We start from the raw sequence: 22,761 nt of genomic DNA, 5'->3' as shown, positions 1-22,761 counted from the left end.
TATAAAACATAATTTTGTTTCTAGTCAATTATATGCTTCTGCGGTATAATAGAAACTACAATTATGTCAAAGGTTAAGATAAAAATATTTATAAATAGAGTTTAAAGCTGAAATAAAACAAAACATTAAGAATATGATTTTTGAACAATTAATTAATAGTATAGAGGAAGTAGAAGAAGAGAAGGGATATTGGTTTGTACGTACCGACTCTGGGGAGAATTTTAACACATTTGTTGAAAATGACTTTATTGGAATTGGGTGGAATGAAATAACGTTAAATGACTTAAATAAGTCTGATGTTGGTTCTTTAAAAAATAAAATTGCAAAAGTTGAAAAATTAGACCCTTTTGCTACGAGAGATAAGTCTAGAATTACATCCACCTTAAACAAATTATTTATTTTTAAGAATTTTAAAAAAGGCGATTTCATTATTATTCCAAGTGAAAATTCTACTCAATATGCGTTTGGAACAATTGTAGATGATGAAATTTTTACTGATAGCAATCTTTCTTTTAAATGTAATTATTATAAGAGGAGAAAAGTCAAATGGATGGAAGTTAAAAACGTAGACAGCTTAGATCCCATATTTTACAAAATTAAAAATACAAGACATGCCATAAGTGATATTAAACCTTATCAAAATTATATTGATAACGTTACAAATAACTTATATCTTAAGCAGGGGTATGCACATTACGTTCTTGAAATTCTAACTACAGATGATATAAACGTAGATTCACTTTTGACTTTAATTCAGTCCCTGAAAAAATTGGCAAATGAAATTAATAAACATTTCGATCTAAATGAGGATGTTGCTGGTACATCAATTAGACTAAATTTACAGTCACCAGGAAAGATTGAATTAAAACTCCCTTCAGGGAAGACATTGATTATCTTAGCAACTATTGTTGGGGTTTTGTCTGGTTGTGCTCCTGATAACACTTTGCTATCTCAGAATAATCCGAAGCTTAAGGAGTTTCTGGAGGTTCAAACTCCAACAATCAAGAAGATAGAGAAGAGTATGGAAGATTTGCATGTTAAAAAAGAAGAAATTAAAAATTTAAAGTAAGATTATGTTTGATTTGAATAGTTTATTTGCTGGAAATGATAATTTATTCAAATTTCTTTTTGTAGGTGGAGTTATGATGGTTTTATTTGCGTTTGTTTATCCACTTCAAAAGAAACAAAGCCTTGAATTAGAAATAAATGCTTTTAACAAAGAGGTTTCGCTTCTTAACAAAGAAATAAATGATGTCGAAAAACAATGCCACGACGCTAATAAATCTGATTCATTAACAATTTTGGGAATTAAGCGTTTACAACGACAAAGGGAAATTAGCAAAACCCCAGCAGTAAAAGAACAATTAACTAAACAAATAAACAAATTAAAAGACGAAGCCAGTTCTATTCCGAATGGGCTAGAGGCAAAAGTTCAAAATATTCAAATTAAAAAAATAATTTTGGATTTCAATAAAGGAAGAATTAAAATACTTCAAGGGCATGCTAGTCAGTTCAGATGGTACGAAATTGTTTTAATCGTTGTCGGTAGTACCTTTGCGGCTGTTGGACTCTTTTTCTGGGCACTGTCTTGTCGAAATACCGAACGATTAAAAATAAAGGAAATCAACAAACCTTAATATGTAAAAATCGACGGCGTAATTAAGTTATACTATATTTCTATAATAGTTTCCTTAGCTGTTTGTTTAGTTAGAACTTCAATTTTCTGGATATTATTCCATATTTTCAGCATATTTACCGATAATTAAGTCTTAGCTCTAAATTACTGGTTGCCTTATGAAAGATATTGAAGAAATCACTGCAAAACTGATTGAATTCCGGAATGAAAGAGACTGGGAACAATTTCATAATCCTAAAGATCTAGCTTTGGCTTTAAATATCGAAGCGGGGGAGCTATTGGAAGCATTTCTATGGAAAAGCCATGAGCAGGCAAAGCCTGAAAAAGTTAAAGAAGAATTGGCCGACGTACTGGCATACGCCTTTTTATTGGCCGAAAAGTACGGTTTTGATGTGAAAGAAATCCTTTTGGAGAAAATTGCCAGGAACGGTGAAAAATATCCCGTAGACAAAGCCAAGGGCACGGCGACTAAATATAACGAGCTATGAGGTTATATGCAGGATCATCGGCAAATTTCATAGCCCTTAATGTGAACAATCAGATTGCCGATCTATTAAAACAAGAATTTTTTAAGCAATTTGGCTTTTATCCTTCCCAGAATGAAATTATGTCTTGGCGTAATTCTTTATTTCGTCTGTCAGATATTATGGAGCGTGCAGATCTCAAAGATCAAGGGGTAATGATTGAGTATAAATTGCCACTAAGTGGCAAAAGAATAGATGTAGTTATTTGTGGACTAGATGAAGCACAGAAAAAGAATGCTGTTATAATCGAGTTAAAACAATGGGATAAGTGCGGTTTTACCGACTACGACAGTGATTACGTTGTAACCTGGGTAGGCGGTGGGAATCGCCCGGTATTACATCCGAGTGTTCAGGTCGGGAATTATATGTACTATCTTCAAGATAATAGCACCGTGTTTTATGAAGGTAAAGACCCCATCACATTATCAGCCTGCAGTTATCTGCACAACTATACTTATGCAAAAAACGATGTGCTCATAGATGCCCGGTTCGAGAAGGCCTTAGCAAAGTTTCCCGTTTATACTTCAGAAGATAGAACGGAGCTTTCAGCATTTATTACTGGCAGAGTAAAGCATGGGGATGGTATGCAGGTACTAGCCGAGATTGAAGAAAGCCGGTTAAGGCCCTCGAAAAAACTCTTAAACCAGGTTTCTACTGTAATTAAAAAGAAACTTAAAGGGGAGCTAAAGCTATTTGGTAAGGTAAAAGCCCAGGGTGACTATATTTTACTGGACGAACAGCTGATCGTATATGATGCCGTAATGAGCGTGGTTCAGAAGGGACTTGAACACCAGCAAAAACATGCTATTATTGTTAAAGGAGGGGCTGGAACAGGAAAATCAGTAATAGGATTGCAACTCCTGGCCGATCTTACTGCCTTAGGATTGAATGCGCATTATGCTACAGGATCCAAGGCATTTACCGAGACCCTCCGTAAAATACTTGGAGCAAATTCCAGTAGTCTGTTAAAATATTTTATGTCGTATGGCGAAGCCCAGTCTAATGAAATTGATGTTTTGTTGATGGACGAAGCACATCGGATCCGGGAAAAAACGGGTTATCCCTTTAAATCAACAGGAAAGCTTCAGGTTCAGGACCTACTTAATGCAGCAAAAGTATCCGTTTTTTTTATAGATGATGATCAGGTAGTTCGTAAAGGTGAAATTGGTTCAGCAGCATTCATTAAAGAACAAGCAGAAGTTGCTGGGTGTAAAGTTTATGAGCATGACTTGCAAGCCCAGTTTCGTAACGGTGGTTCAGAAAGATATAGCGACTGGATAGACCATATGTTAAAGATTCGAAATACAGCGCATACCGAGTGGATAGATGAGCCCAACTTCAAATTTGTTATTATGGATTCTGCAGAAACTCTGGAAGCAACAATCCGTGCTAAAGTAGCCCAGGGATATACTGGTAGGGTAAGTGCCGGATTCTGTTGGCAATGGTCTAAACAGCTGGATGAGAATAAAGAGTTAGTGAATGATGTAGTTATAGGTGATTATATCAGGCCCTGGAATGCACCTGACGGCCTTACCGGTATGCGTAAAGGCATTCCAAAGTCGCAGTATTGGGCCTATGACGATGGTGGAATAGATCAGGTTGGATGTGTTTATACTGCCCAGGGATTTGAATTTGATTATTCGGGGGTGATATTTGGCAAAGACCTTCGCTATAACCCTGATACTGCAGAGTGGGAGGGCTTTCCTGAACATAGTTACGATAGCCAGGTTAAAGGGGCCGATTTTCTTCGACTTGTAAAAAATACATATAGGGTACTTTTGGGAAGAGCCTCGAGTGCATGTTATGTTTATTTTATGGACAAAGAGACAGAACGATATTTTAGGAGTAGGATCAGGAAATAAAATATATATTATATTTATTTCATAAACTCAAACCCATTGTTAGCCGCAATGGTAATCAACGGCTGGATATTATTTTTAAATAGCTCTTTTAGTGCATTTGTGTTTGAGGTATACGCTAAGTCTAGAGTTGGAATAAAAGTTAAATAATCCTCCAAAAACTTGTTTTTTCGATCAAGCTGAATAATAGTCTGAATTGCCTTTTGTTGTAAACTGAAATAGCCTTCAAAATATCTGTCCAAATGGGGCAATTTATCGCATTTGGTACTATTAAAGCTTTTATCAGCAGGAATTAGGTTCCATATCAGATCATGAGAAACGAATGCATGAGGCACAAAGTGTTCAACTGCATAATCACCAATATTAAGTGGTTTCTTGCTATAGATGCAGTTTACCGCTCCGTTATGATGAATTACAATATCCCAGAAATCTTTACGCTGCTTTGTTAAGCTGTTTCTTAACGGTGGCTTAATCAATTTATTGGGGATGTCAGGAACGTTTGGATTGTGCTTTTGCAGATATAAGCTTAAATGCCAGTAACAAAAAGATTTTAAGATACCACTGTTTTCGGAAAGATAATTAATCCATTTTGGGTTGATAATAACATTTTGTTCATTAACTGCATAAAGCGTATTATTCGAAAAAGATTGAGATAAACTATATATATCCCGTTTTTGACCTTTAGAATTAGGAAACCAGGGACTCAGAAAACGATATGGAACTTCGCTGTCAAAATACCTGAGCAACCGATATGTGGTGGAATTATTACTTGTTATAAGCCTGTCAACAATTGGTTGCTTTTTTGTGTCAATGCTTAAGTTTTCTATTAAGATTAATTGTTCAACAGCCCGTTGAAGTTGATCCTGCTTACCAAAGCTTACATTAAAGTAGTTTATCGTATACCAGGCATTTGCTATCATTCTCGCAAATAAGACCTGTTTATTTACCTGGTATTGCCCATTTTCAACTGCTTCAATTAAAGATATAAACCAATAGAATTTATAGGTGGCAGAGGTGTTGTTAAAGCAAGACCCAAGTAGGTTAATTGGTAATGAAGGATTAGATGGGAGCGAATTCATGTACTACAAATTTTGTTTAAGTTATACAAAGATTTGATTTTCATTTCAAAATATTGGTTAATTTAGAAATTTATTAACCTACTCAAATCTTAACGGCATATGGCTGAAATACAATTTGGACAAATCATTGGAATAGGAGAAGGACAGATATTTAAAGATCGCAAAGCACTAGCAGCCGCTGGAATTCATAGGCCACTGCAGGCTGGAATAGATGGAAATAAGAAAGATGGGAGTTCTTCAATTGTATTAAACGGTGGGTATGTGGACGATGAGGATTTGGGAAATGTAATAATTTATACTGGCCATGGAGGAAATGATCCAAATACCAAACGGCAAGTAGCGGATCAATCCTGGGATTCTTCTGGCAATCGGGGATTGTTAATTAGCGAGATGCATGGACTTCCGGTGAGAATTACTAGAGGTGCCGGGCACAAATCAAAGTATAGTCCTTCAAATGGATATAAATATGACGGCTTATACCTTGTTACTCAACATTTTTATGAGATCGGAAAAGATGGTTTTCGTATTTGTAGATTTCGCCTTGAAAAGCTATCGTCTATTTCACCCTTACCCTTGGATATTAATGAATCGTTGGAAAGTTACGGGGCTTCAGAAACTTCGCGAATACCTACTACTATATTGAGAATTGCGAGGGATACTAAATTGTCCAGAAAAATAAAAGAAGTGTATGATTATACTTGTCAAGTCTGTGGTATCAGAATTTCTTTTAACGGTATCGGTTATGCCGAAGCTGCACATATCAGACCATTAGGCAATCCGCACAATGGAAAAGATTTGTCAAATAATTTATTGTGTCTCTGTCCAAATCATCATGTAATGTTTGATAAAGGAGCTTTTACTATTAATGAAGATCATTCTTTATCTGGAGTAGAGGGGAGGCTGTTTATAAAGCCTGGACGACACGCTATTGATACTGAGAATTTAGTGTACCATAATAAACACATTTTTAATATCAACGGGTAGCTAAAATGCCGTGCTTCCTATTGTTTGTTAATCAGTTCTTTAGCTGGGTTATTTTTGCCCTTTAAATCTATAATTGTTAACTTTAATTACACCTATTGAAATCACTATGGCTGAAGCAATTGTTATCAGGCGGAGAAGGAGTGGATCCTTATTAGTCGCAATTGAAATGCTCTTGATTAGTGCATATTCTACTTATTGGCTATGTAAAAAGTTTGACCTGGATTGGATACTTGGGACGCTGATTTTTATAGGCAGTATGTTTGTCATCGCGTTTTTATTTTTCAGGATCCGCGTGTTCCGCTATATATTTTCCATTATTTTTTCTTTGGCCTGGGGATTTGTTGCACTTGCTATTGCCTTTATGCTTACAAAATCGAATGTAAGTCCCTGGATATTATCTGTAGTGGTATTTGGTATAGGTCTCTTGGTTCATAAAGGGCATTTTACTGCTGAGGATAGCACAGAAGTTATCCATTATAAATAACAATAGCATTAACCAAGCATCGCAGCCATATGATCAAAAAACTGACAGCTGCCCCACAACTTTTTATTTCCAATCACATAAAATCTCTTCTTAGCCCTTGTCAATGCTACATTAAGCATGTTAGGCTTTTGAGATGCCCATAATCTTGCACCAGGAGATTTGGGATTACCACCAAGTATTAAAAAAACAACTTCTGCTTCTTTGCCCTGGAATTTATGGATGGTTCCACAGGCGATGTTTTTTCGTGACCTAAATTCACTGATACAGGCATTTGCAACAGAGCTAAAAGGCGATATTACAAAGATTTCCCCTTCATAGCCGTTGCGAATTAATTCATCAATTTTTTGATGTAGCAGGTCTATTTCTGCCTTTAAAACATGCTTGTTTGTTGGTGGGTTAACGTCTGCAACGTGAAACCATTTAGATTTTCCTATATAAATATGGTTATCCTTGTCTGGAGTAGCTTTAACCATTTGGTCGGAATAGGCAATCTTATTAGCGATATCGAACATCGGATTATCGCACCTTCTATGGGTCCTCAATGGAAATCCTGTCCAGATCTTGTCTTCAGAAGCGCCATTGTTCATATAGGTTCCATATTTGGAAACGCGGTCAGCAAGTACCTGGACGGATGTGCTGTGGGGCGACCAGATTTTATCAACTTTTTCCTGTTCCCTCAATTTATAAACCAGCTGCTGAGGAATTGTAACTACTGGTTCTACCTGTAAAGGATCACCTACTATTATGCATCTTTTAGAACGCCAAATAATACCAGCCGCAGATTGAGGGGTGGCTTGGCCAGCCTCATCAATTAATAGCCACCCAATATCACCCTTGCCGTGTGAAGTAAATAAGCGACTTACCGAAGCAAGCGTTGTTGACACAGCCGGAACGCAAAAGAAGAATGTATCCCATAGCAGTTCAGCAATTTCATGTTTAACCGTTGCTCTGCCAGAGAGCATCTCAAAAAACAGATCTAAATTGTTCTTAAATTTCTTGGCATTACACAGTATGGCGTATTTGTGTAGGTCAAGGCTTTTTAAAAAGATATTACTTCTTAGTTTATTGACTGTGTGAGAGGAGTAGGGGGTTCGAAGATGAATTTCGTGATTAGTAAGATTATAAAATTTGTCATCAACTAAGTCTTTGAACTCGATACCGTAAGTAGTTTGTAAATCAGTTTTAAGTTTATGGTAGGCCTTAATCTTAGTTAAAACAGCATCAAGTTGTTCTTTTTTCTCAGATTGCTCTGTTTCATTTATTTTAATGAGTTTTTTAAGGCTATTGAGTTCTTTGACTAGTTTTGTTTTTTCCGTTTGGTACTGCTTTAAAGTTGCAAAATAAAAATCAGCATCTTTTTTCCAGTCTTTATAGGAAGGTGTACCGAACAGCTTTTTAAAAAAGAAGAACGCCGGTTTGTTGTTGTTATGCAGCGCAAGCGTGGTTTGATTCTGTGTTATTAGTTCGTCTAGTCCTTGTATTTCTTTCAGAAAGCCATTTTCTTCCAATTTAAGCCGCTTTAATTCTGCAGCATAGTTAGACAAGATGGTTTCCAAGTCAATTTGCTTTTCACAATTCTTTCTGAAACTGGATAATTGATTGTGAAATTTGCTGGCCCTCTCTTTAAAAGTCTGGAAATCTTTTAACAACTGCTTTAATTCGGATTTTGTCTCCTCAAAGCTTAACTTGTAAGAGGCCTGAACTTCTGTGTTTTCATCTCTATAGACATTATAAAGCAGATCCTTGAACCCAATGTGTTTCGTTTTAGCATCCGACTCCCAAAAATTTCTTCTAAAATCGGATCTATTCTGGCCCTTACCTAGGGCAGCACTCAATATCCCCCAGCTCTCGTTAACGATCAATCTACTGGCCGATTCAGCAAAATAATCGGCTTCTGTAAATGTTAATCCATCTATTTTTTCCTTGGCAGGAAGCTCTTTGGTAATATTTTCTACAGCATTATTGTTGTTGCTTGCGATGACAATGCCGGAATCAGAAAAGATCCCTTTATTTACCTTATAGCAATAATGGGTAAAAGTGCTGTTCTCTTTCTCTATTTTATGATGCTGATTTGTAAACAACTTCCCAGAGTCTACATCAATAATTTTAGTTGATCTTGTTACGATGATATCTGCAATTACATCAAGTAGCAGGGTGGTTTTTCCTGTTCCCGGAGGGCCATTTATGCCACGCAACCCTGCATCATTTTTTAACTCATTTAATGTGGTGTTCACTGCACCTAACTGGGCGGTATATAATCCATATGACGGGTTAGAAGGCCATCTCCCTGCAGGAATTAATATCGGGTCAATGGTTTGAAACAAAAGATCTTTATCGGCAATCAGGTCTTTTCTGTCCTTGGTATTTACTTCAGTTTTTAAGTAGTCGTCTAACGATTTTCCGTAGTTACTGTGCGCGCTATCAGCTAGAAAATTTAGATCATCCAGAAAAAAGCTATTCAAAAAACTGGTGTCTGGTTCACTATCTTTAGGTACTTCCTTTGCTAAAATGTATACTTCGATTGGCGTACTATTCCAATTGTCGGTTAATCCGTTAAGGTATTTAATTTCTTTTTCTAAATGCTGTAACGTAATTGTTTCACCTTTTCTAATAGGTTCTTTTGTTACAACCTCTTCATTAGGTTCAGCATTATCTACTTTTACTTCTAGTTCAGGTTCTGGAATAGGGGCTATATTAAACCGGGGCTCAAACTCTTCCTGCGCCTCTATTAGTTTTTCCGCAACTTTTGAAATGGGGTCCCCTTTTTTTACAGCGTCTATTCCAAATACATACCCTGCTGGTACATAACTTTTATGATCGGGAGTGCCATTATCATCAAGTAATAAAGCTGAGAAGCAGGTACTTCCTTGAATAGGTTCTTCCCAATCCTGTTTTGGAACGTCTATAGCTAATGCTTGCTCAATAGCTTGAATAACCGCTTTTTTCGGGATTTTGCCAAAATATAGCGTGTACCGCCATACATTATTCGGTTTGGTAACAGGTCTTTTCGTAACCCAGGGAAAGGGGGTACTTATATCCAAAAGTGTACAATCTTTATCTAAATCTGGTAAATTGAATATTTCGACATTACGCCAAAAACTAAGGATATTGTTTTGAGTCATAAATGCAGAGGCGTTGGTTCATAACGTAAATATAAAACATTTTAAACAACTGTGCTGTTAATGAAGCTGGTGATGTACGTACGGTTAAGATTGTCAATTCAGGGAATCCAATGTCGTGAAGCCTATTTGTATGAAGCATTTTGAAATCAATGTAACAGTTAAAGACATTCAGGTCTTAGGAGGCTTAAGCTATACCTCATCAAAAATTCTTTCTCAAAAAGTTAAAAAATCACACAAGTTAAAGTATCATCAATGGCTTTCCTTAGAAAGCTTCTGTAGTTACCTGAAAGTAAACTATAGAGACGCTTTAGCGATATTGGAGGATTATTACGATATTTAAAAAATCAATAAACCCAAAAGCTCAAACTATCAAAGCTCACATTACAAAATACCGTGCTATTCTAAAAAAGATGTTTGGAAAACCCGAGTCTGCCGATAGGATTAAGATAACTCCTGCTAACATAAGTTCATGGCCAAAACTTGAAAAGTTATTCAATAATGGTCAGATAAAATCAGATAGCCACGGACAACTGAGATACCTGCACGGTGCACCAGTAGGAGATATGATATTAGTTAGAATTGACAAAGATGGAACGCCCATCTACAAAGAATCCGCTGAAAAGTGGTTTGACCCGGGAAGCCAGTCTGCTAAAGACTTCGTTTGGCGGTAAATAGATATCGAAGAAGCTTCATCAACCCAACCCGTATCTCGCCATCAGCTCTTTTGCATCGTTCAGTATCCTGATATTTTGATTGTTTTGTATTAAAACTTCATATTCTTTTCTTGCTTTCTCAAATTCTTTTAATTGAGCATAGAGCATCAGTTTCCCAAGAGGAGGCAGGGGGAGTGAAGAGGCGTCTAAGGCATCGATAAAAAGCCCTTTAGTAGAAGTTTTTGCAAAAAAAGGTAAAATGAAATGTTCTATATTTTCTCGCATTTCTGTAAATAAATCCTGCTCGTTTGTGTTGGTGTTTATGCTATACCATTTGTCACTTTCGCCCCTTAATTCGCCAATCCGCTGGCGAACAGCGCAGTCGGGCTCGGTAGGGTAAACAGGGATTTCGGTAGCGTAGCTGTAATAACCTAAATAATATTCAGGTATAAATATGCCTAAATTTATAGTGAAGGAGATATCTGTTTTAGTGCTGGACATACTTTTTTGAATATTTATGATTTGCCCAAGGTCCTTAAGCTTCAAATAGAAATTGTTTCCCTTTTTCTTAAACCCAAGAGGTTTAAGTGTTTGCTGAAAACACTCCTTCACCATTTTATCGAATATTAATTCTGCTTTTGTTTTATCACCGCTCAACATAATTACCTTAATCGCCTCGCTAATCTCTTCAGCATTGGCATAAACTATAAAATGCCCGCCATTTTTAACAACAATATCAGGCTTATAATACCTCATTGGCAAAATCCGATCGGCAGTGCCATGAATGTGTGTAAGCTTAGCAGGCCGTTCCGTATTTCTCCATTTTAATATACAGGTTAATGCCCATTTTATAAATGCCGGATCGCTATCAGTAACAAGTTGCTTAAGTAACAAACGTTCATCTTGTGTTTGCGCACCAAGGAATTTCAAACCAATGCCATTACCTTTCTTTATTAAAGAAACGGGGACAAGTTTTTGCAATCCAAAGCTGCCGGCCATACGGTAATACCAGGGCAGCTGTTTGTAAACCGGAGCGCTGGAGATCAAAAAGGTATGAACAGGATTTAGCTTCTTGGCAATCTCGGTAGCAATCATGCCGCCAAAGGACAATCCAACCAGGTAAAATGGGGCAGAGGTATCAATGCCTGAGGCCAGCCTTAAAGCATATTCTTCTAATGTTTCATTAGCTATAGGAGCAATCCAATCCAGATATACCAATTCAAAATCTGGTGGAAAAACCAGCTTTTTAAAGGCACGCCTGTCGGCACCAAGGCCGCTGATCAGATAGATCCTGTTACTCATAACTCCTGTGTAGCTTGCCATTCATGCTCAATGTTAGTCATTAATAGCGCATTATCAAAAGCTACTGATCCTTTAGGAAAGATAGCTTCATTTTCAAAAAAGCTTGATTTTACTTTTAGTACCTCCAGAGGCCGAACTTCCCATTTAAAGGTATTTAGCTTAAGGCCTTCAAATCTGGTCTTGTTAGGCGAATATCCAAGGTCGCCATTTTGGAAAAAAGCAGAGGCATTGTTTAAGGTCTCAAAAACAGATCTGTTGCTAAAGGTAATGGTCTCCATAGCTTCAATTAATGTTTCCGTGCCATCTGAGCTAATAAAGTTTACATGATAATTTCCGTTGCCCTCCTTTACATTAAACTTTGCCTTATAGTGTTTGCCGGGAAATAACCTGCCACCTACAAGCGCATTAAATTTCAGGGACGTGTCCCGGCGTGGGATATAAACCCCTGACTTTGTCTCGCCATTTTCATCCCATTCAACAGCAATTCTATGTGCCCCATTTTCTGAACTTATTCCCATAAATGAGGGTAATCCTTTAGGTTTTATATTTTTAAGTCTGATGAGACAAATCCCAACAATAGCCTTTCCCTTATAAATTTTAGGCCTAAAAGGAAGAGGGATAATTTTCTCTACGGTTTTCGGATCAGCAGTAAAGTTTATTAAAATTCGACGGTCAATATAACCGTGTATAGTTGGAATCTTCATCGGGGCTTAATCTTTTTACTAATATACTCACTAATCTTCTCCGTAATGGCATACACCTTAATTGGAACTCAGAAAGCGATGTACCGGGTTCAACTTCCTGGTAATTTCGTTGGCAAACGTGCGGCCGACAAGTGAATTTAGTTTAATATAATTTCCGGCATGGCATGCCTTTCACCCATTTCATCAATGTAAAGCCCATCCACCTGTTCCAGTAATCTTTTAAAATCAGCATCTGTAATGTATTGATGATCAGTCGTTCTTCACCCAAAATGTTCCATAAAGTATATTTAATGGTAAAAAATTCCAGTACAGAAAAAGCAAGTGCGGCAACAATTTCACCTCTAATGATGAAAACAGTGATTGCTTCATATAAAGCGCTAAAATTTATTACACGAATATAAAAATAAGTAATGGTTTCCGTTTAATGGCCGTTTAACCTAGCCTGGTATTAGTACAAAGCAAGTTCCCAATCCTCATAAGGTGGTTGTACTGTAAATCCCTTATCACAGTAATTCCGCAGAAAATCGGTTGCTCTTTTTTCGGCATAATTTGCATTTAAGACGGTACCTGCATCATCCATTTCCAGTACATTAATGAATATAACATAGGTTTGCTCTATAGCACTTGGTTCTTCGCCGTATAGTGAAAGGTAATCTATTCCGTTTAGATTGGAATGAGTTCCGCTAGAGAGGAAGTAAGCAAACTTCCTGAATGCGGAATTAAATGATTGACTGAGCTTCATTTATCTGGGGTGTTTGTATTTTCTTTTTCTATGCAATTAATTTGGCTTAATTTCGATTTCAGGCATAAACTGTATAAAAATAGAAATTTAACCCCATAGTTGATATGAATTCCAGAATTCAGGTTGTCAAAGCTGACATCACAAAATATAAGGCCGATGCTATTGTTAATGCCGCCAACAGCTCATTGATGGGAGGTGGGGGAGTTGACGGTGCTATACACCGTGCCGGAGGGCCGGCTATTCTTGAAGATTGTCGCAAGATCGTAGCCCGGCAGGGCGGGTGTAAAACTGGTGAGGCAGTGATTACAACGGGAGGGAACCTTATATTATATCGCTTTTGCCATTTGCTTACTTCAATTCCTGATGTTCGTACTAATGCTTTTTGGTGGCATAAGAGTTTAAATATAAATTGGGGGTGATATTTAAAAGTATTACTTTGATTATTCTATTCCTTGGTGGGAGAACTTTAATGCTAATCTTTGGATGATTTCAAAATATTTAAATATTGTAGGCGTCGTATTTGCAGTTTGGTTTGCACTTAGTTCCTGGCTGTGGACCTACAATTCTGCTTTAGTTATTTCCTATCCTTTTGGGTTAATTAGCTTGCTGGTGTTATTATCAATAGCGCGGTATTTATTTGATCATCAAATCTACGCAACTGCATAATAACACTCAATTGTTCATAGTATTTATTATTTGTTAAGCCCTCATGGCTATTTTTTGCAAGTTTTTCTAAAACAGTTTTTGTTATCTTTAGAGATGAGACATTTAATTTCACTTCTTTTTGCGGTCATGTTACAGCCACTCTATGCCCAGAAAAATGATAAGCCGGCGGCAAAACAGTTACATAGAATTCCTGGACTGGCGCAACTGTTAAAAGCGGATACCCTTGTTAACAGCATTATCGTGATCGACAATTTTATTGGAAAAATTTCCAACTATGGTGATCATATGGAGGGATTGTCTGAGCCTCAGAAGCTGTTTTACTTAAACCAAGAATTGGAAAGGGAGGTAAACAATGGGGGGTTCAATCAATATTTTCTAAACTCCAGTGGCGATTATGCTCATGAAACGATCTTAGCTTTAAAGGCCATTAACGCGCAGAAAACAGCAGCGATTTTACAGGCTGCAATTGATAAGTTCCCTGGCTCAAAAGTGCCTAAGGATAGAAAACGAAGAATTGCATTGGTGGAAAAGCTGAATCCTAAATATACTTTATGGGAAGAACTGGATCAGAAGTTTTTCTCTTACCAGGAAGACCTCAATGTGTTGAATATAAAATTCATTGAAAAGAATATGAAGGAGTTTTAGCAGGATATTTTTATTCTTACGAAAGCTTCTGATTAGTCAGAAGATATTGATCCAGTCAGCAAAATATCAGGATTCCATAAAATTATTTAACATGTGAATGCAAATATTATGGAATTACTATAAGAAATCCATCTTATATGAGAACTTTATAAATATGAAAATTCTCAGGTATTACATTTTGGCTCTCGCATTGGCCTTCTTCTCATTCCAAAGTGCTCGTGCACAATCATATGGCATAACCGACCTGCATAAATTTATGCAGCTCCATGCCGATACCACGTTCCTGTTAACGCATGAAAGTGGCTGGCTGTTACCTCCAAAATATTGGTTAATTAGTAAAAAGGGCGACACAACGACTGCCTATATCTATGAGGTTCCCTATAAAACCAATATCCTTATGCCCAATTCCATCAGGCGTACATTGAATAAAATAAATGGCTTCAATCCGATGGATAAGGTAGAGGTAAATAAGTTTTTCAGGGCCTTTAGAATGCCTGCTAAATACAAAGGTAAAATCTGGAAAATGTTAATGAACGAGAAACCATGGCAAATTGCAGACGACAAAGTGGATGGCTACGGTTGTCCTCCAAGAAAAAACAGATCTGAAATTTCAGATGGAGGGACTGCAAAACTCGATTTAATCACCTCCAAAGAAATTAAAACACTATCCTTTTACGCCCCCGGTTTTTATGAAAAGGAGTGCCCCGGCAGAAAGGGGAGGCAGAGTATTTTAAGAATTGAAAGACTTTTTGAGGATCTGTTTAGCGTGAACAACTAATATGTATCATAAAGGATGGAATTTTTTTAGCAGGAAGAGTATATTCGCTACCTTGGAAATAAGTAAAATTTAAAGATATACCCCATAACAATGTTTGAATTATCAAATGATCAACGAAAATCCTTTGGGCTTAACCCCATTGAAAGCCATTGGGATAGCGTAACACTGTACACTAGCTCTGATGGTGAGCATGTTATACTATATTTTGAAGGAGACACTATAAAAAGGAAAATTCAATCGGGTTCCAGTTCCTATACAGAAAGTCATTATGATGAATTAACCAGGGATAGGGCTATTCTTTTACCAAAGACTGGCAAAGGGAAGGAGAAGAAATTATCTGTTTCGGTTTTAGAGCAACGGCAACCAACAGGAGTTTATCTTGATATTTCTGACGGACATCTTCTAATAGGCAATTACTCCACTCAAACAACCTTTTACTCCAGCAGGTGGGATAACGAAACCTCGTCTAAAAAGCCGATTCCAGAAATTGTTCAGGATTTTATTAATCAATCCCCTGACTGTCATTTTGAAGAACTCGATAGGTTCAAGAACTCAAAAAGGCAAAACATCAAATTCAGGTCTGGCGACTATTTTTGCTTCAAACTAGACCGCACCAATTATGGCTTTGGAAGAGTTCTGCTGGACGTTCATAAAATAAGGAAGAAGGGGTTAATTCCGGAACATCACGGATTGGGAATGCTGATGGGACCCCCGGTCATTGTTGAATTGTTTGTCTATAAATCAGCATCAAAATATGTGGATATAAACATTCTCGCTCAGCAACCAACACTACCTTCGGATGTAATGATGGACAATCTGCTTTTGTATGGTGAGTTTGAAATTATCGGCCATCGCAACATGGAGGATCAGGAGTTTTCTTTTCCAATATCATATGGCAGGAGTATAGACCAGCGGAGGGTAGTGTTCCTTCAATGGGGTTTGATTCATTTAGAGCTTCCGCGGGAGAAATTTGATAAATACACATCCACAGACGAGATCCAGATAGAACATAATCCTTACGGATATTACTCCATAGGCTTCAGGCCATGTTATTATTCTATAGATATTTTAAAGGCACTAGCTAATGGTGGTAGTTTTAGTTTTGATGATGCAGGTCATTATAAAGCAAAATGGGATTTAAGAAATCCAAAAAATAAGCAAGTTAAAAATGAGATTTTTAAGTTTTTTGGACTTCAACCAGATCGAAGCTATGTTGAAAATTCAAAGCTGGTAAAGGCAGTCTTGCCAAGTGAAATGAGTAAGCAATTATAAAACACAATTTGTTATTGCACTGTTGGCATGTCTGCAGACCGTTTGGATGAAAATTTAATAGAGTTGTTTATTTATTCTCCCAAATCAGATGATTCATTGATTGAACTTTTAACGGTTTGTGCATCTTATCACCGGAATGGCTTGCCACTAAACCTCCATCACACGGTAAATATTAGCAGGCCCTGGCTGGGTAAATCGAAATGCGACCATTGCTTTATCTCTAACGCATATCTTGATGGCCAGGAATTGGAGTTATTCCAATATGATGGAAAGGAGATACATTGTTATTGGCTTATCCCTATCACAGAAAAAGAAAGAGATTTTAAAATTGAATATGGTTGCGAGGAATTGGAGCAGCTCTTTGAGGATAGGCAACTCAATTACCTGGATCCAGACCGTGATTGTTTGGTTGGAGATAGAAATTAACATTTCTCCTAAGAGAAGCCCTGGAAACTTCGAAGAGAATCCCTGTAGGCTAAAGTATAGCTTATGAGCCACAAAGAAGGAGCAAGATTACATGGCATATTTATCATAAAATATATGAACCAGAATGTTCCGGTGGTAGTTGTCACAAACGACAGGCGAAGGCGGATTTCAAGTGAATTGGCAATTAACACCATTCCAAAAATAACCGTATGCTATTCCGCCAAAACAGTGGTTATTGTTTTTTTAAGCGCTTCTACCATCGTATCAGTAAAGCCACTAACTGCATGCCGGATAACCATATTTTTGTCTGCCACTACCCATGCCGGCGTTCTTACACCATAGCTTGTTATAATTGGCTGCGCATCACTAATGATTTTTGCATTTAATAACGGCGTGTCTTTTAGCCTGCTCTTGGCTAAAGACCAACTATCCCGTGTTATCAAAAGGATCGAGACGTCATCCGGATTTTTAAGATTTTTAAAAAAATCATTCATTCCAGCAAAAATTTCTGGAGACCGTTGAAAATGCGGGACCCAAAAAACAAGGACTATTACTTTATTTTTAGTAAGTTCTGCAGAAACCTCATCAGCTAATGGCTCCAGGTCTAACTGCATATTCTCTTTTAAAATCGGGCTGTTAAGTGTTTGCACTTTTTTTGCCGACTCAACACGTTTATCATGTTCTTCCTGGCTTAATTTCCTTAAGTATCGCTTTGTAGCGGGGTTATCAGCCGGACCATCTCTTCTTATTCCGTACCAACCACTGTTAAAAAATTTTTTATATTGATAATAACGAAGGGCATTTCCCTGTTCGTCATATACTATCATATTGGTATCTATGACATTGGTCTTTTTTGCATTTTGAGTATAGCCTAAAATTGAGGTGAAAAACGACAAACAGAAAAAAAAGAAGCGTTTCATAATTAAATATTTGGTACAGCAATTAAACGATAATCTGCAACAAAAAAGGTTATTTAATTGGCCTAATTATAAACTATCTTGACTAGAGATTTGAAAACCAGGCTAGAAACGGAGCTAAGGGACGAAAGGGGAGTCGATGAACTTGTAGTGCAACTGGACGGTATCCTCATTCAGTTTATTCACCGAGATCAATTTCAGCTTCAAATCCATTTTCATTTCCTGTACCAATGGCAAACCTGCAGCAAAAAGTGTAGGTTCAACCACAAAATAAATATCACTTACCAGTCCGGCATTTAAAAAGCTGCTCATCGTCATTGCCCCACCAATAATAACGGCTTCGTCGTGGCCGGCACTTTCAAGTCGCTTTACGATTTCAGTTGGGCGCTCTTGGGTAAATACCACGGTTTGGTTGGGAGGTACTAAGTCCTGGTTTGAGGTCAATACCACGGTTGTACCTTCAGTTTTTAACGGAAGGTAGTCTGGTGCCAGGATGTCGTAAGTGGTTTTGCCCATCACAACTGCCTTTGTTTTTTGGCAAATGGCATAAAATCCTTCACCATAGGCGGGAGATAGCCAATCTGGATTGTTTCGTGAATTGGAAATAAAACCATTTGCAGAAGTGGCGATGTAGATGCTGATTTTCATTTTTTTTGTATTTTTAACAAATATGCTCATTGCGCTATTTGCGTTCAATAACTAACAAAATTGTTAGTCTTACAGGTAACTGAACATGAGAAAAAAACAATCATCCAATTACGAAAATGAAATGCGTTTAGCAAAACTCTGCGAACGTAACTCTGCAATCAGTATCGTGAGCGGACGCTGGAAATCACAAATTGTCTTTAATATTTTTTTAGGTAATGATAGGTTTCACCTATTGCAGCAACAATTGCCGGGCATTTCCGAAACAGTGCTGGCAAGGCAATTAAAAGAATTGGAGCTTCATGCCATTTTGGTTAAAAAGGAAATGCCTGAAACAGTGCCTATTGGCAAAAGATATATTTTAACCAATAAAGGGCTGGATCTTGTACCTATATTAGATAGTCTGTGCAATTGGGGTAAATTATATGCGAATGGAAAAGAGATTGAAGTTAAGTAAATCACAGACGTTTAAGCAAAAGATATCATCGTCTAACAGAATCAGCTGGTGCTTTTGTTGGAGATATTCTGGATAGCCTCATCCAGTTCGTTGGCAGAAGAAAGGAGGTGTTCGATGAGCATTGCAATTTCTTTGTCTTTTATATCGGAGAGTTTCAAGAGTTCGGCCAAACCCATAACCTTTGAAAGCGGGCTTCTTATACTATGCGAATGCATCCAGGCAATATCCTGCAGTTTTTTATTTTGTGCCTCGAGTGCATTGTTTATTTTTTTACGTTCTGAATTATAGATAATGCTTTTGTAAAGGGACAATGCGGTGAGCTCGTCTTTTAAGATGTAATCTGAAACACCGAGCGAGAGTGATTTAACGCCAAAAGCAAAATCTTCATAGCCCGTTAATACAATAACTGGTGTGTTTTGGCTTAGGGCAACTACGCCCTGGATTAATTTTTCTCCTTTATTGTCTGGCAGTGAAAGGTCGAGCAGAATGATATCAAACCTGGTTTGCTGGTTGCTTAAGATGTTTACGGCATCTTTATAATTTAAGGCCTGAACTATTTTAGGGGCTTCGATCTGTTCAAACAGAAAATCCTCTACCAACACAAAATCGCCGGTATTGTCTTCAATCACCAAAATCTGATAAGCATTTTTGTCGAGCGCCATAGCTTTAGTTTTTAGGGATGGTTACAATATTGATCCAGAAGTCTTCGATTTTGGTTACTGCTGTCATGAAATCGCTCACTTCGATGGGCTTGGTAATGTAGCAGTTTGCATGGTTTTTATAGGATTGCATAATGTCCATCTCGGAAGAGGATGTTGTGAGCATTATAATGGGGATATGTTTATACTTATTGCTGTTTTTTAAGTATTGCAGTACCTCATGACCACTTTTTTTCGGCAGGTTTACGTCTAAAAGCACCAGGTCTGGCAAGAGGTCTTTATCGGGAGACTTTTCAAAAAAATCAATGGCCTGATCTCCATCCTGGATTACGGTAACCCTGTTCATTATCCTGCATTCTTCCAGGGCTTCTGTAGTGAGCAAAATATCGCCCTCATTGTCTTCTATCAATAAAATATGAATTGATTTCATGAACTATTATTTTAAAATTGAAAAATGAAAAGTACTGCCGCCACCTTCGGTTGAATTGACCCAGATTTTGCCACCAAGGTTTTCAACTATCTTTTTGGTAAGGGCCAGGCCCATACCTGTACCGGAATATTCGTTTTTGTTGTGCAGGCGCTGGAAAATGATAAAGATCTTGTCGAAATACTGTGGATCGATGCCGATGCCATTGTCTTTGACCGAAAAATGCCAATACTCTTTTGTTTCATCTGCCTGAATATGGACAATGGGCGGTTGGCCGGGATGATGGTATTTGAGGCTGTTGCCAATCAGGTTCTGGAATACCTGCCGTAAAGGCGCTTTGTAAGTAAATATCTCTGGCAGATGGCCAACTATTATTTTTGCCTGCTTGTCTTCTATTTTTTTACGATAAAGACTGGTGACATCAGCAATCAGCGCATTCAGGTTTACATTTTCGAGGTTGTCTTCTGTTTTGCCAATCCTGGAGAATTCAAGCAGATCCAGAATGATCTGCCTCATCCTTTTAGCCCCATCTACAGCGAAATGGATGTATTGTTTTCCTTTACTGTCGATGATATGGGTATATTTCTTTTCGAGCTGGCTTAGAAAGCTCGTCACCATTCTTAAAGGTTCCTGTAAATCGTGTGAGGCAACATAGGCAAATTGTTCGAGCTCTGCATTGGAAATGGCCAGTTCTTTGGCATGATTTTGCAAATTTTGGTTCAGTTCTTTTAGTTTGAGTTCAGAAGTTTTTCTTGCGGTAACATCCTGAAAACTGCCACGGAGCTTTATACATTTTCCGTTAACAAATTCGGGCTCACCGATTACCCTTACCCATTTTTGATGTTGTTGTGCAGTTACTATACGGGCCTCGAGGTCAAAAGACATGTTGCTTTTAACGGCCAGATCAACGTGGCGCATGAGGATGTCCCGCTGCTCGGCACCATCGTAAAAATTGATGCCGGAATGCATATCAGGAATATAGCCAGGGCCTACTTCATGTATTTCCCGGGTAATTGCCGACCAGTAGACACTGTCGTTTTCGTAATCTACTTCCCATCCGCCAATTCCAGCCAGTTTTGTGGCTTTATTGAGCAGGGTTTCCAGTTCTTTTCTTTCGGTAATGTCTTTACCAACAGTAAATATTAGCCCATCTTCAAAAGCTGGTGTAGAAGTCCATCCGATCCATCTTATTTTACCGGACCTGGTCACACACCTGCACTCGAAATAAAAAGCAACATCCCCTTTATTGTGAGCTTCCATCTCTTTTAGTGTTTGTTTTTGATCATCAGGATGGATAAACCTGGTAATGTGCTTGTTTAGCAGTTCCTGTTCTTGATATTCCAGGATGCTGGATAGGGCAGGGTTGATGTTTTTAAAGTATCCATCTATGCCTACGGTGCAGATGATATCGGGCGCATTGTGAAATATCTGGTTGTATTCTTCTTCCAGCTTTCTTTTTTCTGTTACATCCCTTTCTATCGAAATCCAATGTGTATACCAACCTTTTTCATCGGCTACCGGGCTTACGGAAAAATTGACCCAGAACTCTTCGCCATTTTTTTTGTAATTGATGAGTGTTACTTCGCAGGACTCCCAATTATGGAGCGCTTTGCTTAACCTTTTGAGTTCCTTCTGGTCAGTTTTAGGCCCTTGCAAAATACGTGGTGATTTACCGATCACTTCTTCTGGTAAATAGCCGGTCATTTTGCTGAAAGCTTCATTTACGTAAATTATTTTTGGGCCAGGGGTATCCAGGGGCTCTGCCTCGGTAATCAATATGGCATCATTGGTATTGGTGGTTACTGATTCGAGCAGTTTTAAATGTTGTTCTTCGCGTTTTTGCTTACTGATATCCCTAATGAATATGGACAGTCCTTCGCCAGTTGGATATATGCGGTTTTCCTGCCATAAATTTAGAGGAGGGTAGTAATCTTCATGGCAAATGTAGATACGTTCTGTTAAGGCCTTTTGAATGGCGTTATAAGTAGGAGAACCTACTGCATCGGGAAATACTTCCCATACATTTCTGCCAATCAAGGTTTCGACCGGCATGTTCAGCAGTTCCCCGATTTGTTTATTGGCATAGGTATAGCAGAGGTTTTTATCAAGACCAATAAACCCATCGGTAATGCATTCCAGCAGGTTTTCGATTTGTTCGGTTTGCCGTTTAATTTCGAGTTCGGCAAGCTTCCGGTCGGTGATGTCGGATCGGATGGCAATATACTGGTAGGGTTTTTCTTTTTGATCAAGAAAAGGAACAATGGTAGTATCTACCCAGTAATAGCTGCCGTCTTTAGCTTTATTCTTTAGCTCGCCCTTCCATATTTTTCCTTTTGCGATGGTTTTCCAAAGGTTCTGGATAAGTGCTTTAGGGTGATGACCGGAGTTGATGATCCGATGGTCCTGACCGATTAACTCCTGACGGGTGTATTTAGAGATTTTGCAGAAATTTTCGTTGACGTGTTGTATGATGCCTTTTTGATCGGTGATGGCTATAATAGCCGATTCATCTAAGGCGTATTTATAGGCATAAAGTTCCTGATTGGTTTTTTCAAGCAATTGTGAAACAGCTTTTAAACTGTGGCCATCAATTGCAGATGGATGTTTTGGAGACGTCATTTACTATCAATTATATTAACCGTTTGCGCAATCTATACCGCTATTTAAGTTTTAATATTATCTCCCGGTTAAGACTGCAGCTTTAGCTGATAATTAAAATTAGGGTTTTTATTGATAAAAACAATTACTTAATGTTTAATTATAAAAGTTGCAGGTCAATG

General features: G+C 37.8%; 23 protein-coding genes. 13 read left to right on the top strand and 10 right to left on the bottom strand.

Features of this window, described 5'->3' with window-relative positions; translation table 11 throughout:
- Positions 1-133 precede the first annotated feature (133 nt).
- The 4 genes from ABIE26_RS07920 (at position 134) to ABIE26_RS07905 (ending at position 4,022) form a co-directional block, all read left to right on the top strand.
- Positions 134-1,069, top strand: coding sequence for a hypothetical protein (locus tag ABIE26_RS07920; protein ID WP_310138181.1), 936 nt, complete (start codon positions 134-136; stop codon positions 1,067-1,069).
- A 4-nt stretch (positions 1,070-1,073) separates the two neighbouring features.
- Positions 1,074-1,637 (top strand): hypothetical protein, encoded by a 564-nt coding sequence (locus tag ABIE26_RS07915; RefSeq protein ID WP_310138182.1) that lies wholly within the window; start codon positions 1,074-1,076, stop codon positions 1,635-1,637.
- Positions 1,638-1,794: 157 nt separating this feature from the next.
- Entirely contained in the window at positions 1,795-2,124 is a 330-nt protein-coding gene (locus ABIE26_RS07910) for a nucleotide pyrophosphohydrolase (RefSeq protein ID WP_310138183.1), read from the top strand.
- The gene (locus ABIE26_RS07905; RefSeq protein WP_310138185.1) at positions 2,121-4,022 is read left to right on the top strand and encodes a DUF2075 domain-containing protein; all 1,902 of its coding nucleotides are present in this window, start codon (positions 2,121-2,123) and stop codon (positions 4,020-4,022) included. Before ABIE26_RS07910 ends, ABIE26_RS07905 begins: the two co-directional genes overlap by 4 nt.
- Positions 4,023-4,036: 14 nt before the next feature.
- Here ABIE26_RS07905 and ABIE26_RS07900 read toward each other — a convergent pair whose 3' ends face one another.
- Positions 4,037-5,098, bottom strand: a complete 1,062-nt coding sequence (locus tag ABIE26_RS07900; RefSeq protein WP_310138187.1) for an HNH endonuclease domain-containing protein — start codon at positions 5,096-5,098, stop codon at positions 4,037-4,039.
- A 99-nt stretch (positions 5,099-5,197) separates the two neighbouring features.
- Here ABIE26_RS07900 and ABIE26_RS07895 point away from each other — a divergent pair, with 99 nt between their 5' ends.
- Together ABIE26_RS07895 and ABIE26_RS07890 are read left to right on the top strand one after the other, a co-directional pair.
- Positions 5,198-6,082: a YDG/SRA domain-containing protein gene (locus tag ABIE26_RS07895; protein WP_310138189.1), complete on the top strand. Its 885-nt coding sequence runs from the start codon at positions 5,198-5,200 to the stop codon at positions 6,080-6,082.
- 106 nt (positions 6,083-6,188) lie between these two features.
- Positions 6,189-6,566 (top strand): hypothetical protein, encoded by a 378-nt coding sequence (locus tag ABIE26_RS07890; RefSeq protein WP_310138192.1) that lies wholly within the window; start codon positions 6,189-6,191, stop codon positions 6,564-6,566.
- Positions 6,567-6,574: 8 nt separating this feature from the next.
- Here the strand turns inward: ABIE26_RS07890 and ABIE26_RS07885 are convergent, their stop codons facing one another.
- Positions 6,575-9,688, bottom strand: coding sequence for an ATP-binding protein (locus tag ABIE26_RS07885; RefSeq protein ID WP_310138194.1), 3,114 nt, complete (start codon positions 9,686-9,688; stop codon positions 6,575-6,577).
- A gap of 410 nt (positions 9,689-10,098) precedes the next feature.
- Between ABIE26_RS07885 and ABIE26_RS07880 the strand changes: the two genes are divergently transcribed.
- Complete coding sequence (locus ABIE26_RS07880) at positions 10,099-10,359, top strand: hypothetical protein (RefSeq protein ID WP_310138195.1); 261 nt, start codon at positions 10,099-10,101, stop codon at positions 10,357-10,359.
- A gap of 21 nt (positions 10,360-10,380) precedes the next feature.
- On the opposite strand, the gene ABIE26_RS07875 is transcribed toward ABIE26_RS07880, so the two are convergent.
- The 3 genes from ABIE26_RS07875 to ABIE26_RS07865 all read right to left on the bottom strand — a co-directional run bounded on the left by ABIE26_RS07875 (position 10,381) and on the right by ABIE26_RS07865 (position 13,089).
- Entirely contained in the window at positions 10,381-11,664 is a 1,284-nt protein-coding gene (locus ABIE26_RS07875; RefSeq protein ID WP_310138197.1) for an alpha/beta fold hydrolase, read from the bottom strand.
- Positions 11,640-12,347 (bottom strand): DUF2071 domain-containing protein, encoded by a 708-nt coding sequence (locus tag ABIE26_RS07870; RefSeq protein ID WP_310138200.1) that lies wholly within the window; start codon positions 12,345-12,347, stop codon positions 11,640-11,642. The genes ABIE26_RS07875 and ABIE26_RS07870 overlap by 25 nt, the downstream gene beginning before the upstream one ends.
- Before the next feature lie 448 nt (positions 12,348-12,795).
- A complete protein-coding gene (locus ABIE26_RS07865) occupies positions 12,796-13,089 on the bottom strand; it encodes a DUF7677 family protein (protein WP_310138202.1) in 294 nt (97 codons plus the stop codon).
- Between the two features lie 104 nt (positions 13,090-13,193).
- Here ABIE26_RS07865 and ABIE26_RS07860 point away from each other — a divergent pair, with 104 nt between their 5' ends.
- From ABIE26_RS07860 to ABIE26_RS07840, 5 genes are all read left to right on the top strand, one after another.
- Entirely contained in the window at positions 13,194-13,508 is a 315-nt protein-coding gene (locus ABIE26_RS07860) for a macro domain-containing protein (RefSeq protein ID WP_310138204.1), read from the top strand.
- 340 nt (positions 13,509-13,848) lie between these two features.
- Entirely contained in the window at positions 13,849-14,400 is a 552-nt protein-coding gene (locus ABIE26_RS07855; protein ID WP_310138207.1) for a DMP19 family protein, read from the top strand.
- A gap of 154 nt (positions 14,401-14,554) precedes the next feature.
- The gene (locus ABIE26_RS07850; RefSeq protein ID WP_310138208.1) at positions 14,555-15,178 is read left to right on the top strand and encodes a hypothetical protein; all 624 of its coding nucleotides are present in this window, start codon (positions 14,555-14,557) and stop codon (positions 15,176-15,178) included.
- Between the two features lie 90 nt (positions 15,179-15,268).
- Positions 15,269-16,450 (top strand): immunity 26/phosphotriesterase HocA family protein, encoded by a 1,182-nt coding sequence (locus ABIE26_RS07845; RefSeq protein ID WP_310138210.1) that lies wholly within the window; start codon positions 15,269-15,271, stop codon positions 16,448-16,450.
- Between the two features lie 6 nt (positions 16,451-16,456).
- Positions 16,457-16,876, top strand: a complete 420-nt coding sequence (locus ABIE26_RS07840; protein ID WP_310141481.1) for a suppressor of fused domain protein — start codon at positions 16,457-16,459, stop codon at positions 16,874-16,876.
- Positions 16,877-17,088: 212 nt separating this feature from the next.
- Here the strand turns inward: ABIE26_RS07840 and ABIE26_RS07835 are convergent, their stop codons facing one another.
- The gene (locus tag ABIE26_RS07835; protein WP_310138211.1) at positions 17,089-17,796 is read right to left on the bottom strand and encodes a hypothetical protein; all 708 of its coding nucleotides are present in this window, start codon (positions 17,794-17,796) and stop codon (positions 17,089-17,091) included.
- 114 nt (positions 17,797-17,910) lie between these two features.
- Positions 17,911-18,441 carry a dihydrofolate reductase family protein gene (locus tag ABIE26_RS07830; RefSeq protein ID WP_310138214.1) on the bottom strand — a complete coding sequence of 177 codons (531 nt, stop codon included), beginning with the start codon at positions 18,439-18,441 and terminating at the stop codon, positions 17,911-17,913.
- Positions 18,442-18,526: 85 nt separating this feature from the next.
- Between ABIE26_RS07830 and ABIE26_RS07825 the strand changes: the two genes are divergently transcribed.
- Positions 18,527-18,895, top strand: a complete 369-nt coding sequence (locus ABIE26_RS07825) for a winged helix-turn-helix transcriptional regulator (protein ID WP_310138218.1) — start codon at positions 18,527-18,529, stop codon at positions 18,893-18,895.
- Between the two features lie 41 nt (positions 18,896-18,936).
- On the opposite strand, the gene ABIE26_RS07820 is transcribed toward ABIE26_RS07825, so the two are convergent.
- Genes ABIE26_RS07820 through ABIE26_RS07810 form a run of 3 tightly spaced genes read right to left on the bottom strand, consistent with a single transcriptional unit; the run spans position 18,937 to position 22,600 of the window.
- Complete coding sequence (locus ABIE26_RS07820) at positions 18,937-19,557, bottom strand: response regulator (RefSeq protein ID WP_310138221.1); 621 nt, start codon at positions 19,555-19,557, stop codon at positions 18,937-18,939.
- A 4-nt stretch (positions 19,558-19,561) separates the two neighbouring features.
- Positions 19,562-19,984, bottom strand: coding sequence for a response regulator (locus ABIE26_RS07815; protein ID WP_310138223.1), 423 nt, complete (start codon positions 19,982-19,984; stop codon positions 19,562-19,564).
- 6 nt (positions 19,985-19,990) lie between these two features.
- A complete protein-coding gene (locus ABIE26_RS07810; RefSeq protein ID WP_310138225.1) occupies positions 19,991-22,600 on the bottom strand; it encodes a PAS domain-containing sensor histidine kinase in 2,610 nt (869 codons plus the stop codon).
- Positions 22,601-22,761: the final 161 nt, after the last annotated feature.

Origin of the sequence: Pedobacter africanus, from assembly GCF_040548825.1 — a bacterium.
GTDB classification, from domain to species: domain Bacteria; phylum Bacteroidota; class Bacteroidia; order Sphingobacteriales; family Sphingobacteriaceae; genus Pedobacter; species Pedobacter africanus_A.
Note: the sequence above shows the minus strand (reverse complement) of the source record. Positions and strands in the feature narration are given on the sequence as shown.